Here is a 14,763-nt window from a genome sequence, read left to right on the forward strand (position 1 = left end):
TATGCGAGGGAACCGAAAAGGAAAGCCCGCGATCTCCCGGCGCGCGTTGACTCCCAGTGCGGCAGGCTGTCCCATCGGTTGCTCGCGGAGAACCGATCATGTCGCTCAAAGGAAAGACCCTGTTCATCACCGGCGCATCGCGCGGCATCGGGCTGGCCATAGCGGTGCGGGCGGCGCGCGATGGCGCCAATATCGCCGTCGCCGCCAAGACGGACCAGCCGCATCCGAAGCTGCCCGGCACAATCCACACCGCTGCGGCCGAGATCGTGAAGGCCGGGGGTCAGGCGCTCCCGCTTCATGTGGATGTACGCGACGAGGAGCAGGTAAAGGCCGCGCTCGCCCGCACCGCCGACACCTTCGGTGGCATCGATATCGTGGTGAATAATGCGAGTGCGGTGCAGGTCACGCCGGTCGAACAGACCGACATGAAGCGCTACGACCTGATGAACGGCGTCAATGCCCGCGGCACCTTCATGGTGTCGAAATTCGCAATTCCCTATCTGGAAAAGGCCGCGAACCCGCACATCCTGATGAATTCGCCGCCGCTCGACATGAAGCAGAAGTGGTTCGCGCCGCACACCGCCTATTCGATGGCCAAGTTCGGCATGAGCATGGTGGTGCTGGGGCTGTCCGGCGAGTTGCGGCCAAAGGGCATCGCGGTGAATGCGCTGTGGCCTCGCGCGACGATCGCGACCAGTGCGATCCAGAATTTGCTCGGCGGCGATATCGTGATGCGGATGTCGCGCAAGCCCGAGATCATGGCGGACGCGGCCTACGCGATCTTCAACAAGAAGGCCGCCGATTTCACGGGACATTTCCTGATCGACGATAGCTTCCTCTATAACGAGGGCGTGCGCGATTTCGAGCCGTACCGGGTCGACCCGACGATGCCGCTGGCCGAGGTATTCTTCACGCCGGACGAACCGCCGCCGCCACCCGGCGTTGTCATTGACGCACGCCGCGATATCCGTGACCTTGAGGCTTCTCGCGCAAAACCCTGAAAGTGCCACCCGTCGCATGACAACGCTGCTGATCAGCCATCCCGCCTGTCTCAATCACGTCACCCCGCCCGGCCATCCGGAGCGTCCGGACCGGCTGCGGGCGATCGACCGCGCGCTGGAGAACGAGAAATTCGCGCTGCTCGCACGCGAACAGGCACCGATGGCCGACCTCGAGGCCGTCGCGCTGGCGCATCCCATGGACTATGCCAGAGCGATCCGCGAGGCCGCACCGCGCGAAGGCATGGTCTCGCTCGACGGCGACACCTCGATGTCGCCCGGGTCGCTGGAAGCGGCCTTGCGCGCCGTCGGCGGTGTCGTGCTCGCGGTCGACGAGGTGATCGGCAAGCGCGCCGACAACGCCTTCGTTGCCACCCGTCCACCCGGTCATCACGCCGAGACCGTGCGGCCGATGGGCTTCTGCCTGTTCAACAACGTGGCGATCGCCGCCCGCCATGCGCAGAAGGCGCACGGGCTCGCCCGCGTCGCCATCATCGATTTCGACGTGCACCACGGCAACGGCACCCAGGAGATTTTCTGGAGCGATCCGACGGTGATGTATTGCTCGACCCACCAGATGCCGCTTTATCCCGGCACCGGCGCGAAATCCGAGCGCGGCGACCACGACAATATCGTCAACGCGCCGCTGCGAGCGGGCGACGGCGGCGAGCAGTTCCGCGCCGCGATGGACGACGTGATCCTGCCGCGGCTGGAAGCCTTCGGGCCGGACCTCGTCATCATCTCGTCGGGGTTCGACGCGCATATCCGCGACCCGCTGGCGAGCCTGAATTTCACCGAGGCCGACTTCGCCTGGGCCACCAAAAAGCTGATGGACCTGGCCGATCGCCGGGCCGGCGGCCGGGTGGTCTCGGCGCTGGAGGGCGGGTATGACCTGCAAGGGCTGGCCAATTCCGTGGATGCCCATGTCACCGCGCTGATGCGGGGATAGCCAACGGGCTAAACCTGACGGCCTTTGCCTTCGGCAAGCCAGCAGATGTGGCTATAATCGACCGGGAATCGTATCAGGACCGACATGTCAGACAGCAACCACGCCGACGTGATGACCATGCCCTTCGAGCGGGCGATCGACGAACTGGAATCGATCATCAAGCGGCTCGAGGAAGGGAAAGTGCCGCTCGCGGAATCGGTCGAGATCTACGAGCGCGGCGAGGCGCTGAAGCGCCGCTGCGAGGAATTGCTGAAGGCGGCCGAGGCCCGTGTGGACAAGATCACCACCGGCACAGACGGCAAGGCCAAGGGCACCACGCCGCTCGATGTGAAGTGACGCCCTTGGCCGTCATTGCCGGGCCTGACCCGGCAATCCATCAAGCAAAGAGGATAGATGCGCGGTCAAGCCCGCGCATGACATCGGAAACCTATTTCTTCCGATAAACAATCAGCGTCTTGAAATCGGCGACGCGCTCGACCGGCTTTTCTTTCTCCCAGACCGGCAGGATTTCCGACGTGCGTTGGGCACCCATCGAATTCTTGTAGAAGATCAGATAGCCGCCCGACCGCGTCTTGTCGGTGAACAGGTCGAGGACCTGGCGATCGGTCATGCCGCCATATTCGGGGCTCGCGGTGTTCGGGAAAAAGAACTCGCACAAATGCACCATGGTGACGATGTCGAAGTCGGGCAGCAGGCGCGGGTTGGTCAGATAGATGTCGCCGAAATACGCGACGTAGCTCTTCGCCACGGCGGAGTTGGTCGAGACCAGCTTGATATAGGCCTCGTATTCCTCGATCGAAGCGGTGATCGCGAGCACCGCGTTGTTTGAGCCGCTGCGGGCCTGCTCGACGCCGACGACATGATGCGTCCCGGTGCCGAAATGGAAGATGGTCTTGTTCTTCAGACCCTGATCCGCGACCCACTCGTTGAAGTGCACGTCGCAGGGACACACGTCCTCGTGCAGGTCCCACTTGTCAGTCCAATAATTCATGCCGATCGCGGAAGCTTGCTGGCTCATATCTACACCTCAGGCAGGACGATACTCTTGTGATGCGAAGGCGATGCGCCGAACCGGCAAAGCCGAAGACCCTGACAGGACCCTCACTTTGGCTAGCTCAAGCTGGCTGGGTTGCCAAGAGGCGCGCCCGGGAGACGGTATCGTCGCGGCTCAATTCGACGATTTTTTCGTGGTATTCGCGCAAAACCTCGCGCCGGTCGATGGTCAGCACCACCGCATTGGGCAGCTTCTCCAGCAGGGTGAGATAGAGCTCGCGCCCCGAAGCGTCGGCCAATGCCGCCACCGGCTCGTCGAACAGCAGTACGGTCGGTTTTCGGATCAGCGCCCGTGCAATCCCGACGCGCTGCTGTTCGCCGCCCGAGAGCAGCACGTTCCAATCCGCCTCCTCGTCCAGCCGCGGGACCAGATGCGACAGGCCCACCGTCTCCAGTGCCGCAACGATATCGGAATGGGGCACCGCGCCCTGCTCGCTGGGATAGGCCACCGCGGTGCGGAGTGTACCGAGCGGAAAATACGGCCGCTGCGGCATCACCAGCACCTCGCCGTCCTTCGGAAACTCGACCCGTCCGGAGCCGGACGGCCAAAGACCCGCCAAGGCCCGGAACAGCGTCGACTTCCCGGAGCCGGAAGGGCCCGCGATCATCAGCCGGTCGCCCGGCTTGAGATCCATGGCCGGAAAGCCGGAAATGTCCGAGCCGTCCGGCAGCCGGATCGACAGGCCCGACAATTCGAGGTCGCGGCCGCCTTCGCGCCCGACGACGATCACGCCTTCCGTCTGCGCGCGGCTCTCGTCGACCGCGATCATCGCGTCCTCGAAACCGGCGAGACGATCGACCATCGCCTTCCATTCCGCGATCTTCGGATAGGCCGAGATGCAGAAGGCGAATGCGCCTTCGACCCGGGTGAAAGCGAGCGCCGCCTGCATCAGCGAGCCCAGCGGGATCGCACCGGCGAGATAGGCTGGAGCCACCATAAGAATGGGCACCACCGTGGACGCCTGCGCGTAACCGCCGACAAAGCCAACCAGGCGGGTCTGGGTCACGACCAGCCGCGTCCAGTTCGCGACCAGGTTGGAGAAGCGGTGATGCAAATCGGCGCGCTCGACCGGCTCCCCCCGCATCAACGCGATCGGTTCGGAATGATCGGCCGCGCGCACGATCGCGAAGCGAAAATCGGACTCGAAGCGCTGCTGGTTGAAATTCAGCGGGATCAGCCGCCAGCCAATCAGATGGGCGAACAATGTGCCCAGACCGGCATAGAGCAACGCCGCCCAGATCAGCCAGCCCGGAATGGTGCCGCCGCTTAAGCCTGGCACCGGCGTGGTCGCAGACAATCCCCACAGGATAAAGGCGAAGGACACAAGCGCGACGGTGCTGCCAAGGAGTCCGGTCGCCAGTTCGAGCGTGCGCTGGATAAACAGATACACGTCGCTCGCGATGCGCAGGTGGATATTGTCGACCTGCGGTGCCACCACCCGCACGCGATAATGCCGGCCCTGCGCCATCCAGACCGAGACGTAATTCGCGGTCAGCCAGCGCCGCCACCGGATCTGCAAGGTCTGACCGAAGAAATATTGCGATGCCCCGGCCACCACCGCGGCCATCACGATGAACCCGAAGAAGATCAGTTCGCTGTAAAACGCATTCCAGTCGCGGTTCTCGAGCGCGTTGAAGAAGCGCGCATTCCAGTTGACCGCAGCGACCGCCACATAGACCAGTCCAAGCTCGGCACCGATGACGGCGAGCAAAAGCAGACGCGCCGTCCAACGCTCTTCGGAGCGGAAATACGGCATCGCCAGCCGCAGGAAGGTGCGCAGCGCGCGGACGATATTGTCCATCGGCGGTCCCCGTTTCCGCCGTCGCAACGGCAGGCTTGTCGTCCCGATGCGCAGAAAGGGTCAGCCGCCGGGCGGTGGCGACCGATTCGCGCATGAAGCCGGCCGATCCCGTTCATCACCCGAAAGAATGGAACCGGACCGATTTCCAACACTTTTGGCCCTTATCCGCGCCGTCACGCAAGCTTCACGTGCGTTCGCCAAAGGCTACCGCATGGGCCGGCGTCCGTTGCCGCCGCCCTGCCGAACGGCCATACCATGACAATGCAAAGTACCCTGACCGCCGGGGTTCCAGCCCCGGCCGCACCTGCGTCGCGATGGCGCGCCGAACTGACCGAAACGCTGCGGCTCGCATGGCCGATCGCGCTGACCCAGCTTGGCCAGATCGCGATGATGACCAGCGATCTGGCGCTCCTTGGCCGGCTCGGGGACCATGTGGTCGCGGCCGCGGCGCTTGGTCACACGGTGCTGTTCGCCGTCTTCGTGCTCGGAATGGGACTCGTCTCCGCGGTGGCGCCGCTTGCGGCGCAAGCATTTGGTGCGCGCGATCCCCGCATGGTGCGGCGCGCCTTGCGTGTCGGATTATGGGCCGCGACCCTGCTCGGCATCCCGCTCAGCCTGGTCCAGCTTTACGGCAAGGAGATCCTGCTGTTCCTCGGCCAGACCGAAGAGGCGGCGACGCTTGCCGCGCGCTACCTGTTCGGGCTCGCCTGGTGTCTCATTCCGTCCTGGTGGTTCATTGCGCTGCGCGGTTTCATGGGCGCGGTGAACCGGCCCGAGCCCGGCCTGTGGATCACGCTGGTCGCAATCCCGGCCAACGCCCTGCTCGCCTATGCACTGATCTATGGCGAGTTCGGCCTGCCGCGGCTCGACCTGCTCGGCGCCGGCATCGCGACCACCATCGTCAATCTCGGCATGTGCATCGCCGCGATCTGGGTCTGCTATTCGCTGCGGCCGTTCAAGAAGTATCAGGTGATGGGCCGCTTCTGGCGCCCTGACTGGCCGCTATTCCGCAAGCTGCTGGTGATCGGCTCGCCGATCTCCGGCACCTTCATGCTGGAGTACGGCGTGTTTGCCGCAGCCGGCATCATGATGGGCTGGATTTCCACCACGGCTCTGGCCGCGCATCAGATCGCGCTGCAGATCGCCTCGATCATGTTCATGGTGCCGTTCGGCATCTCGATGGCGGCGACCGTGCGCGTCGGGCATGCGGTCGGACGGCGCGACAGCGCTGGCACCCGCAGCGCGGGTTTCGTCGCGATCTCGCTCGGCGCCGGCTTTATGTTTGTGATGACGCTGCTGGTGATCGCGACCCGCGACATGCTGCCGGTCATGTTCCTCGGCACGATCACCAGGGAGAACGGCCAGACCGCGGCGCTGGCCGCGACTCTGATGGTCGTGGGCGCAAGCTTCTTCATCTGCGATGGCGTGCAGTCGATCGCGGCCGGTGCGCTGCGCGGGCTGAATGACACGCGGGTGCCGCTCCTGTTCTCCTTCATCTGCTTCTGGGTAATCGGGTTCTCGGCCTGCTACGGTCTCGGCTTCGTGCTGAATTGGGGCGCGCTCGGCGTGTGGATCGGGCTGTCGCTGTCGGTGATCGTCTATGCGCTGATGCTGGTGACGCGTTTTCACCTGCTGACGCGGCGCGGCTACATGCCGGACGTGCCGGGCGCGGTGCACTGACGGCGTCACGACCGTTTTGCTACGGACCTCGATTTGATCGCGTAGATGATGGCGATCGCCACGACACCTAATATGACGGCGTATGCGAAAGCGCCGTAACCGTAGGCCTCGGCCACGAGCCCAAACGCCAGCAGGCCGACGATTCCAAGGACAATGCCGGCAATCTTCGCCGGGCCCGACTTCCCATTATACGATTGGTAGGCCCAGAACGTCGCGAGCCCGAGTATCGGAAAGAAAAACACGAGATCGACACGAATGTTGCAGTCCTTGTCGCACAGGACGCCGGTCGCGATCAGATACTCGTAATAGGCGTAGAGCGCCCACAGGATACCCGACACGATCACGGCCAGGCGCGGTCGCTGCAACGCGGCGACGACATGAGCCGCGACCATCAGCCCCGCGGCGATCACGAATAAGGTCATCGTCCGTCTCCCGCTTGCTTCTTCGCTCATCATTTGGAAGCAACGTAGCGGCCGAACGGTAGCACGACAGGCGCATCTTCGGATGAACGACAGAAGCAGTCTTGCCCTCCCCGGCAAAAGCCGGGCATGACACCGCAATGGTCGACAGGTTGGTCATTTTGGACATCGGGCATCGCGGCGACGGCGTAGCGTCTTCGCCTGACGGGCCGATCTTCGTGCCCTATACGCTGCCCGGCGAAACCGTCGATGTGGGCGCGGTGCAGGGTCATCCCGACCGCCGCCACCTGCTGCGCGTGGTGTCCCCCTCGCCCGACCGCGTTGCGCCGTTCTGCCCGCATTTCGGAGTCTGCGGCGGCTGCGCGATCCAGCATTGGGCGGAGCCGCAATACCGCGACTGGAAACGCAATCTGGTGGTCGAGGCGCTGCGGCATGCGCAGATCGATGCGGCGGTCGACGACCTGATCGATGCGCATGGGGAAGGCCGGCGCCGCGTTGTCCTTCATGCACGGCAAGGCACCAGGGAGATCGTCGAGGTCGGCTTTTCGGCTTTGCGCGCTCATACGCTCGTGCCGATCGACCGCTGCCCGGTGCTGGCGCCAGGGATGGACGGTGCAATCGAGGCCGCATGGGCGATCGCGGAGGCGCTCGGCCCACTGAAGAAGCCGCTCGATATCCACGCGACCGCCACCCTCAATGGCCTCGATATCGACGTGCGCGGCTCCGGCCCGCTCGACCGGGCGCACGCGCTGAAACTGACGCGCATCGCTGCATCCGGGCGGATCGCACGGATTACTCGGCATGGCGAGATGGTGGCGCTGATCGCTCCGCCACTGGTGCAGATGGGACGAGCGCAGGTGGCGCTGCCGCCGGGACCATTTCTGCAGGCGACGGCGCAAGGCGAGGACACGCTCGCACGGCTGGTCACGGCAAGCGCGGGCAAAATCAAAACCGCGCTCGACCTGTTTTGCGGCATCGGACCGTTCACGCTGCGGCTTGCAGAGACCATGCGCGTCACCGCGATCGACAGCGATCAGCCGGCGATCGATGCGCTGTCCCGCGCGGCCCAGGCGACGCCAGGACTCAAGAAAGTCACCGTCCAAAAGCGCGACCTATTTCGGCTACCGATGCAGCCGATCGACCTCTCGCCTTTCGATGTCGTCGTGTTCGATCCGCCGCGGCAGGGCGCGGAGGCGCAGGCCCGCGAACTCACGAAGAGCAAGGTGAAGACGGTCATCGCGGTGTCGTGCAACGCCGCGACCTTCGCGCGCGATGCCGCGATCCTGATCGCAGGCGGTTACAGGCTCGTGCGCGTGACGCCGGTCGATCAGTTCAAATACACCGCGCATGTGGAAATGGTGGCGCACTTCGTGCGGTGACGCGAAGACCGGAGACTGCGACGTCCTGTCTCTGAACCTGCGGGAACCGGCAGTGGAGCGCGCCGTTGGGTTGTGCATGCGGCGCACGTGCCACGCGCCTGCTTGGCAAATCCATCACCGAAACGAAGCACGCGATGACCAACTGGACCAATGCCTATGCACGGCCGTGAAGCCAAGGGGCATCCGGCCTGGAAATGGCTCTATCTTCTGTTCGCTTCGGTTTTGGGACTGCTCGGCCTCGCGATGGCGGGACTTGGCGCTTACCTGCTCGTCTTGGGCGGGACGGCCTATTACATCGTCGCCGGTCTGCTTCTGCTCAGTGGCGGCCTGCTCGCCTGGCTCGGACGGCATCGCTCAGCGATGATTGCGTGCGGCGCTGCAATCCTGCTGACGCTTGCGTGGTCGCTGTTCGAAATTGCCGGCAAGGGCTGGCTCCCGGCCTGGGGCTTCGATTTCGCGGCGCGGATGGGCATCGTTTCAGGCCTCGTCATTGGCGCTGCCGCCGCCTTCGTGTTCTGGCAAACGCCACGCCACAGTTTTGCACGCATCGGCGTTTCATTCGGAATCGTTGCGGCATTTGCTGCCGCCGGCATCGTCATCGCGATAAATTGGGAGCGCGTCGAGGCACCGGAATCGCGCGCGGAGCAGCGTCAGCCGCCGGCGACGGAGTCGCAAGCGCGCGACGCGAGCGCTGAATGGACCGCCTATGGCGGCACCACCGCAGGACGCCGCTATTCGACACTGGCGCAGGTGCACACCGGTAATGTCGGCGAGTTGGAAGAGGCCTGGACGTTTCGCAGTGGCGACCTCACCCCCGCCGAAGGCCGCGTGTTCTATTCGTCGCAAAACACCCCGATCAAAGTCGGCGACTTCCTTTACACCTGCACCAGCAGCAGCCGTGTCTATGCGCTCGATCCCGCAACCGGCGAGGTGAAGTGGCACTACGATCCGCAGGTGCCACCACGCAGTATGGAGTCGCTGTTCAGCGCCGCTTGCCGTGCCGTTGCTTACTTTGACGACGGCGAACCGGCCGGGCAGCCCGACGCAATCAGCAAAACGCCGACGGTACCGGGCGTGATTGGGCAAGTGCCTCGTGGCGGCAGCAATTGCCATCGGCGTGTGTATGTCGCAACGCCCGACGGACGGCTGATCGCGCTCGACGCCGTCGCCGGCTTCGTCTGCATCGGCTTCGGCCGCAACGGGATCGTCGACCTCACCCAAGGCATGGGACTGCGCGAAGCCGGCTTTGCCTCCAACACATCCGGCGCCACCGTTGCCGGCGGCCTTCTGCTCGTCGGGCAGCAAGTCAGCGATAACCAGCGTCGCGATGCGCCGTCCGGCGTGGTGCGGGCCTACGACGCGCGCAGCGGCGAACTGCGCTGGGCCTGGGATGCGCTGCGGCCTGACGCGCAGGCGCCGCTTGCGCCGGGGGAAATCTATCCACGCGGAACGCCCAATGTCTGGAATGTGATTTCAGCCGACGAGTCGCTCGGGCTGGCTTTTCTCGGCACCGGCAATCCCGGCGCCGACCATTGGGGCGGCAACCGCACCGAGGAGGAAGACCGCTTCACCGCCGCCATCGTCGCGGTCGATCTCACCAACGGCAAGACGCGCTGGTCCTTCGCCACCGTGCAACACGACCTGTGGGATTACGACATCGGCGCGCAGCCGATGCTGGTCGATGTCACGATCGACGGCAAAAGCCGTCGCGCCGTCCTGCAGGGCACGAAAAGCGGCGACCTGTTCCTGCTGGATGCCGCGAGCGGCGAGGCTCTGCGTCCGGTCGAACAGCGCAAGGTTCCGCAGGGTGGCGCCCTCCCCGGCGAACGCCTGTCGCCAACCCAGCCGCAATCGGTGTTCTTTCCAAATCTCGGCGGCGTGCCGGGCCGCGAACCGGAGACCATCGACGGTCGGCACGTCTGGGGCGTGACGCCGATCGACGCCGCCCTGTGCCGCATCGGATTTCACGCGCGCCGCTATGAGGGCATGTTCACGCCTCCGACAGTTGAGACAAAGGGCATGGTACTGCTGCCCGGAACCGTCGGCGGCATGAACTGGGGCGGACTCGCCTTCGATCCGGTGCAGCGCATTGTCATCGCCAATTATTCGCGGCTGCCGAACGTGGTCGACATGTTCCCGCGCTCCGAGGTCAAAGACCGGCCTGTCGGCTCGGGCGGTGCGCGACCCGATCAGGCGATCGCGCCGCACTCCGGCACGCCGTTCGGCGTCGATCGTCCGATGTGGCTGTCTGTCCTGAACGTGCCCTGCCTTGCGCCGCCTTGGGGCTTCATCGCGGCAACCAACATCGACACCGGCGAACTGGCATGGTCCAGACCGCTCGGCACCGGCTTCGATTCCGGTCCGCTGGGCATTCCCGCACGGCTGAAGATCGAGATGGGTACGGCCAATCTCGGCGGGCCGCTGACCACGGCTGGCGGACTGACATTCATTGCCGCGGCGCAGGACAATTTCCTGCGCGCCTTCGAGACAGCGACCGGACGACTGGTCTGGCAGGCGCGACTGCCGGCCGGGGGCCAGGCCGGACCGATGACCTACGAACACAATGGCAGGCAATACATCGCCATCACGGCGACCGGACACGCCCGGTTTGAAACCACACAGGGCGATTCCCTGAAAGTATTCGCGCTCCCGGGATCGCCGCAGGATCAATCCGGAATTCCGCCCGAACATGGCGGGGACGCAGGCGGCAGCAAGTCGGAGAACGAGGGGCCGTAGCGACGCGACGCTCCAAGCGTGCGGAGGCTCAATTCCCCCAGCGCTCCTGCCAGATCCGCTCGCCGATCGTGCAGGGGACACGTGGATTGGCGGCCGACGCCTTCATGACGCGGGTCTGCGGCGTGAGCGTCGCGATCTCCAGCACGAGCTTGGTGCGGATCGCCTCCACGAACTTGTCGCGGTCCTTGACCGGCACCACGAACGCGCCCGGGCCGCCGATCACGCAATCCTCGTAGTATTCATCGAGCAATTCGATATCCATGGTCGAGTAGCTCGGACGCTTCAGCATCACCGGCAAGCCGTTGATGGTGATGCCCCTGGACAACACGTCGTCGCGGGCGATGGTGACGAGCGGCCCGTTGTTATTCGCACCGTCGCCGGAAATATCGATCACCCGGCGGATACCGCGATGGCCGCTGGTCTCGAAAAGGGACGCGCCAAACAGCAACGCGCCCGAAATCGAGGTCCGCGCGGCGCGCCGGATCGGCGCTGCCATGATCTCGCTTGCGACCGAGCCCGCGCTTTCCGGGCCGTCCACCACCCGCCACGGCACGACCACGCGCTGTTCGCCGGCGCCGGCCCATTCGAAATAGGTGACGGCAACCTTGCCATGGATGCCCTCACGCAGAGCGTTGAGAAATTCGGTGGACGTCAGCGCCCTGGCATATCCTTCGCGCTGCAGCGCCAGTTCGTCGGCATCCATGGAATAGGAAATGTCGACCGCCAGCACGAGTTCGACATCCACGGTGGCAGTTCGCTGACTGGCGCCGCCGCGCGTTGTCGGCGCGGCTTCGAGCGGCCGGGCGGTGGCGGCCACGAGGGCAAGGGCCAGCGAAATCGCGATGACGGCCGGTCGACGCAGCATCTTCATCTCCCCGCTTTACGGGGAAATGGTGCCATGGCCGCACGCAGCGGAAAAGCGGCGGATCAGCCGTCGACAGCTTCCGTGGACACAATCTCGATACCGAACCCGCCCAAGCCGACATAGGTGAGCTTTTTCGAGGTCACCAGCCGGATCGAGCCGATCCCGAGATCCCTCAGGATCTGGGCACCGAGCCCGATTTCGCGCCATTGGCGAATCCGGGCGGCCTCCGACTCGGTCTCTTCGCGCGGGATCGCCGTGACCGGGACGCCGGCGGTGCCGTCGCGCAGATACACGATCACGCCGCGGCCATCGTCCTTGAAGCGCTGCAACACCGCGTTGATGGTCTTGGCGCCGCCGAACACATCGCCGATCACGTCGGCGCGATGCAGGCGGGTGAGAATATTCCGTCCATCGCCGATATTGCCATAGACGAACGCCATGTGATGCGTGGCGTCGAAGGGCGTCACATAGGCATAGCCCTGCAAGGGTCCGATCGGCGACGCCACCGGGAATTCGCCGACCCGCTGGACCAGCTTCTCGCGCGCCTGGCGGTAGGCGATCAGGTCGGCAATCGACAGCCGCTTGAGCCCATGTTTTTCGGCGAATTCGGCAACCTGGCGCCCGCGCATCACGGTGCCGTCGTCATTCATCAGTTCGGACAGTACGCCGACTTCAGGCACGCCGGCGAGCTTGCACATATCGATACAGGCTTCGGTATGACCAGACCGCATCAGCACGCCGCCGTCGCGCGCGACCAGCGGGAAGACATGCCCCGGACGGACAAAGTCCGACGCGCCGCTATTGCCGTTGGCCAGCGCGCGAACGGTGTTGGTGCGCTCCTCGGCCGAAATCCCGGTGGTCAGCCCGTGCTTCACATCGACCGACACTGTGAACGCAGTCGACAACGGCGCGTCATTGCGTGACACCATCGGGTCGAGATGCAGACGCTTGGCGTCATCCGCCGACAGCGGCGCGCAGACGATGCCGGATGTATGCCGGATGATGAATCCCATCTTCTCCGGCGTGCAGAGCGAGGCGGCGACGAACAGGTCGCCCTCGTTCTCGCGGTCGTCGTCGTCGGTCACCACGACGATTTCGCCGCGGGCAAAGGCCGCGATGGCCTGATCGATGCGCTGATGGGTCTCGAGCATAATGATCCTGTTTATCGGGCCGGGCGCGGGAAAGGCCAGGACGGCCCCTCGCCCACCTGCCCGCGATGACGCAGATAGTGATCCGCCAGCACGCATGCCATCATCGCCTCCCCGACCGGCACCGCGCGGATGCCGACGCAGGGGTCGTGGCGGCCCTTGGTCAAGATATCGGTATCGCCGCCATAGCGGTCGACGGTCTGGCGGGGTGTTAGAATCGATGAGGTCGGCTTGACCGCGAAACGGGCGACGACCGGCTGTCCGGTGGAGATGCCGCCAAGGATGCCGCCGGCATGGTTCGACAGGAAGACCGGCTTGCCGTCGTTGCCGGTTCGCATCTCGTCGGCATTGGCCTCGCCGGAGAGATCGGCTGCGGCGAAGCCGTCGCCGATTTCGACCCCCTTCACGGCGTTGATGCTCATGAAGGCCGCAGCGAGATCGGCGTCGAGCTTGCCGTAAATCGGCGCGCCGAGACCCGCCGGCACGCCCTCGGCCACGATCTCGATCACCGCGCCCGCCGACGAACCGGACTTGCGTACGCCATCGAGATAGCCGGCCCACAATTCCGCGGTCCTGGCGTCGGGGCAGAAGAACGGATTGCGCGAGACCTCGTCCCAGTCCCAGCGCGTGCGGTCGATGGCATGCGGGCCGATCCGCACCAATGCGCCGCGCACGGTGACGCCCGGCACCACCTTGCGCGCGACTGCACCGGCGGCGACCCGCGACGCGGTCTCGCGCGCCGAGGCCCGTCCGCCGCCGCGATAGTCGTGGAAGCCGTATTTCGCGTCGTAGGTGTAGCCGGCATGGCCGGGGCGATACTTGTCCTTGATGTCGGAATAATCCTTCGAGCGCTGGTCGACATTCTCGATCAGAAGAGCGATCGGCGCGCCGGTCGTCATCTTGATGCCGGCAGTCTCGTCGGTGAATACGCCGGACAGGATACGAACCGTATCGGGCTCCTGACGCTGGGTGGTGAAGCGCGACTGGCCCGGTCGCCGCCGATCGAGGTCGGCCTGGATTTCGGCGCTGCTCAGCGGGATGCGCGGCGGACAGCCGTCGACCACGCAGCCGATCGCAGGCCCGTGGCTCTCGCCAAACGTGGTCACGCGAAACAAATGGCCGAAGGTGTTGAATGACATGATGGTTTGTTCGATGCCGCGGTTTGGTAGCCCGCGTGGTCCGACGGGTCAAATAAGCGCGGCAGGACATCCCGGCAGCAGCGACCTCCGGCCCGGCCGCCCGCGGTTTGCGCCGCACCGCACCATAAAGCGGCCGGCGCCATTAACGTGCATTCAGAGCGCTGAACGCGCATTAATGGCAAGCTGAATGCTCGTTAAGTTACTGATTTTTCTCATCTTTTTCTGTTTTTTTGTTTGCGCGGCGAAATGAAAACTGCGATGAATCGCCACGGTACGGGAGGGGGCGCATCAGGGGTCGAACCAGATCGCTCGCACCGGAAAGACCGCCAACAAGGACACACAAACATGCGCAAATTGATCGCCATCATCGCTGCGATCGGCTTCATCGGGTCGACGACCCTGTCGCCGGTGCTCGCGGCTCAGGCGACGCCGGGCGTTGCGAAGAGCGACGAGTTCTCGGCTGCCGCCAAGAAGAAGGGTAAGAAGTCGGCGAAGAAGGCCAAGAAGGCTGAGCTGATCGCCACCGACATCTCCGCTGCCGCGAAGAAGAAGGGCAAGAAGTCCGCCAAGAAGGCCAAGAAGGCCGAGCTGATCG

13 protein-coding genes are annotated in these 14,763 nt (G+C 64.8%); 7 read left to right on the top strand and 6 right to left on the bottom strand.

What is annotated here, in order from left to right; all coding sequences use genetic code 11:
* Positions 1–98: 98 nt before the first annotated feature.
* The 3 genes from AC5I5I_RS06560 (at position 99) to AC5I5I_RS06570 (ending at position 2,283) form a co-directional block, all read left to right on the top strand.
* Positions 99–1,001, top strand: coding sequence for an SDR family oxidoreductase (locus AC5I5I_RS06560; RefSeq protein WP_495971092.1), 903 nt, complete (start codon positions 99–101; stop codon positions 999–1,001).
* Positions 1,002–1,017: 16 nt separating this feature from the next.
* Positions 1,018–1,947 carry a histone deacetylase family protein gene (locus AC5I5I_RS06565; protein WP_495971094.1) on the top strand — a complete coding sequence of 310 codons (930 nt, stop codon included), beginning with the start codon at positions 1,018–1,020 and terminating at the stop codon, positions 1,945–1,947.
* A gap of 84 nt (positions 1,948–2,031) precedes the next feature.
* Positions 2,032–2,283: an exodeoxyribonuclease VII small subunit gene (locus AC5I5I_RS06570; protein WP_495971096.1), complete on the top strand. Its 252-nt coding sequence runs from the start codon at positions 2,032–2,034 to the stop codon at positions 2,281–2,283.
* Positions 2,284–2,374: 91 nt separating this feature from the next.
* Here the strand turns inward: AC5I5I_RS06570 and AC5I5I_RS06575 are convergent, their stop codons facing one another.
* Together AC5I5I_RS06575 and AC5I5I_RS06580 are read right to left on the bottom strand one after the other, a co-directional pair.
* A complete protein-coding gene (locus AC5I5I_RS06575; RefSeq protein WP_495971098.1) occupies positions 2,375–2,965 on the bottom strand; it encodes a hypothetical protein in 591 nt (196 codons plus the stop codon).
* Between the two features lie 97 nt (positions 2,966–3,062).
* The gene (locus AC5I5I_RS06580; protein WP_495971100.1) at positions 3,063–4,802 is read right to left on the bottom strand and encodes an ABC transporter ATP-binding protein/permease; all 1,740 of its coding nucleotides are present in this window, start codon (positions 4,800–4,802) and stop codon (positions 3,063–3,065) included.
* Positions 4,803–5,057: 255 nt separating this feature from the next.
* Between AC5I5I_RS06580 and AC5I5I_RS06585 the strand changes: the two genes are divergently transcribed.
* On the top strand, positions 5,058–6,482 hold the full coding sequence (locus tag AC5I5I_RS06585; protein WP_495971102.1) for an MATE family efflux transporter: 1,425 nt from the start codon (positions 5,058–5,060) through the stop codon (positions 6,480–6,482).
* A gap of 5 nt (positions 6,483–6,487) precedes the next feature.
* Here AC5I5I_RS06585 and AC5I5I_RS06590 read toward each other — a convergent pair whose 3' ends face one another.
* Positions 6,488–6,904, bottom strand: coding sequence for a hypothetical protein (locus tag AC5I5I_RS06590; RefSeq protein WP_495971104.1), 417 nt, complete (start codon positions 6,902–6,904; stop codon positions 6,488–6,490).
* A 137-nt stretch (positions 6,905–7,041) separates the two neighbouring features.
* On the opposite strand from AC5I5I_RS06590, the gene AC5I5I_RS06595 reads away from it, so the two are divergent.
* The gene (locus tag AC5I5I_RS06595) at positions 7,042–8,280 is read left to right on the top strand and encodes a class I SAM-dependent RNA methyltransferase (protein WP_495971106.1); all 1,239 of its coding nucleotides are present in this window, start codon (positions 7,042–7,044) and stop codon (positions 8,278–8,280) included.
* A gap of 156 nt (positions 8,281–8,436) precedes the next feature.
* Complete coding sequence (locus AC5I5I_RS06600) at positions 8,437–11,016, top strand: pyrroloquinoline quinone-dependent dehydrogenase (RefSeq protein WP_495971108.1); 2,580 nt, start codon at positions 8,437–8,439, stop codon at positions 11,014–11,016.
* 28 nt (positions 11,017–11,044) lie between these two features.
* Here the strand turns inward: AC5I5I_RS06600 and AC5I5I_RS06605 are convergent, their stop codons facing one another.
* The 3 genes from AC5I5I_RS06605 to aroC all read right to left on the bottom strand — a co-directional run bounded on the left by AC5I5I_RS06605 (position 11,045) and on the right by aroC (position 14,168).
* A complete protein-coding gene (locus tag AC5I5I_RS06605; protein WP_495971110.1) occupies positions 11,045–11,881 on the bottom strand; it encodes a DUF1194 domain-containing protein in 837 nt (278 codons plus the stop codon).
* A 62-nt stretch (positions 11,882–11,943) separates the two neighbouring features.
* Positions 11,944–13,032, bottom strand: coding sequence for a 3,4-dihydroxy-2-butanone-4-phosphate synthase (gene ribB / locus AC5I5I_RS06610; RefSeq protein WP_495971112.1), 1,089 nt, complete (start codon positions 13,030–13,032; stop codon positions 11,944–11,946).
* 11 nt (positions 13,033–13,043) lie between these two features.
* The gene (gene aroC / locus AC5I5I_RS06615; protein ID WP_495971114.1) at positions 13,044–14,168 is read right to left on the bottom strand and encodes a chorismate synthase; all 1,125 of its coding nucleotides are present in this window, start codon (positions 14,166–14,168) and stop codon (positions 13,044–13,046) included.
* 345 nt (positions 14,169–14,513) lie between these two features.
* Here aroC and AC5I5I_RS06620 point away from each other — a divergent pair.
* Positions 14,514–14,763, top strand: a 250-nt coding sequence (locus AC5I5I_RS06620) for a hypothetical protein (protein ID WP_495971116.1), incomplete at its 3' end; no start/stop codon positions are given.

The organism is Pseudorhodoplanes sp. (assembly GCF_059499825.1).

Excerpts from the sequence above, each read along its gene's own strand:
- AC5I5I_RS06595 (WP_495971106.1), top strand. The coding sequence starts at position 7,042 with ATGGTCGACAGGTTGGTCATTTTGGACATCGGGCATCGCGGCGACGGC.
- AC5I5I_RS06600 (WP_495971108.1), top strand. The coding sequence starts at position 8,437 with ATGCACGGCCGTGAAGCCAAGGGGCATCCGGCCTGGAAATGGCTCTAT.
- aroC (WP_495971114.1), bottom strand. The coding sequence starts at position 14,168 with ATGTCATTCAACACCTTCGGCCATTTGTTTCGCGTGACCACGTTTGGC.
- AC5I5I_RS06575 (WP_495971098.1), bottom strand. The coding sequence starts at position 2,965 with ATGAGCCAGCAAGCTTCCGCGATCGGCATGAATTATTGGACTGACAAG.
- AC5I5I_RS06580 (WP_495971100.1), bottom strand. The coding sequence starts at position 4,802 with ATGGACAATATCGTCCGCGCGCTGCGCACCTTCCTGCGGCTGGCGATG.
- AC5I5I_RS06565 (WP_495971094.1), top strand. The coding sequence starts at position 1,018 with ATGACAACGCTGCTGATCAGCCATCCCGCCTGTCTCAATCACGTCACC.
- AC5I5I_RS06590 (WP_495971104.1), bottom strand. The coding sequence starts at position 6,904 with ATGACCTTATTCGTGATCGCCGCGGGGCTGATGGTCGCGGCTCATGTC.
- ribB (WP_495971112.1), bottom strand. The coding sequence starts at position 13,032 with ATGCTCGAGACCCATCAGCGCATCGATCAGGCCATCGCGGCCTTTGCC.
- AC5I5I_RS06585 (WP_495971102.1), top strand. The coding sequence starts at position 5,058 with ATGACAATGCAAAGTACCCTGACCGCCGGGGTTCCAGCCCCGGCCGCA.
- AC5I5I_RS06605 (WP_495971110.1), bottom strand. The coding sequence starts at position 11,881 with ATGCTGCGTCGACCGGCCGTCATCGCGATTTCGCTGGCCCTTGCCCTC.
- AC5I5I_RS06570 (WP_495971096.1), top strand. The coding sequence starts at position 2,032 with ATGTCAGACAGCAACCACGCCGACGTGATGACCATGCCCTTCGAGCGG.
- AC5I5I_RS06560 (WP_495971092.1), top strand. The coding sequence starts at position 99 with ATGTCGCTCAAAGGAAAGACCCTGTTCATCACCGGCGCATCGCGCGGC.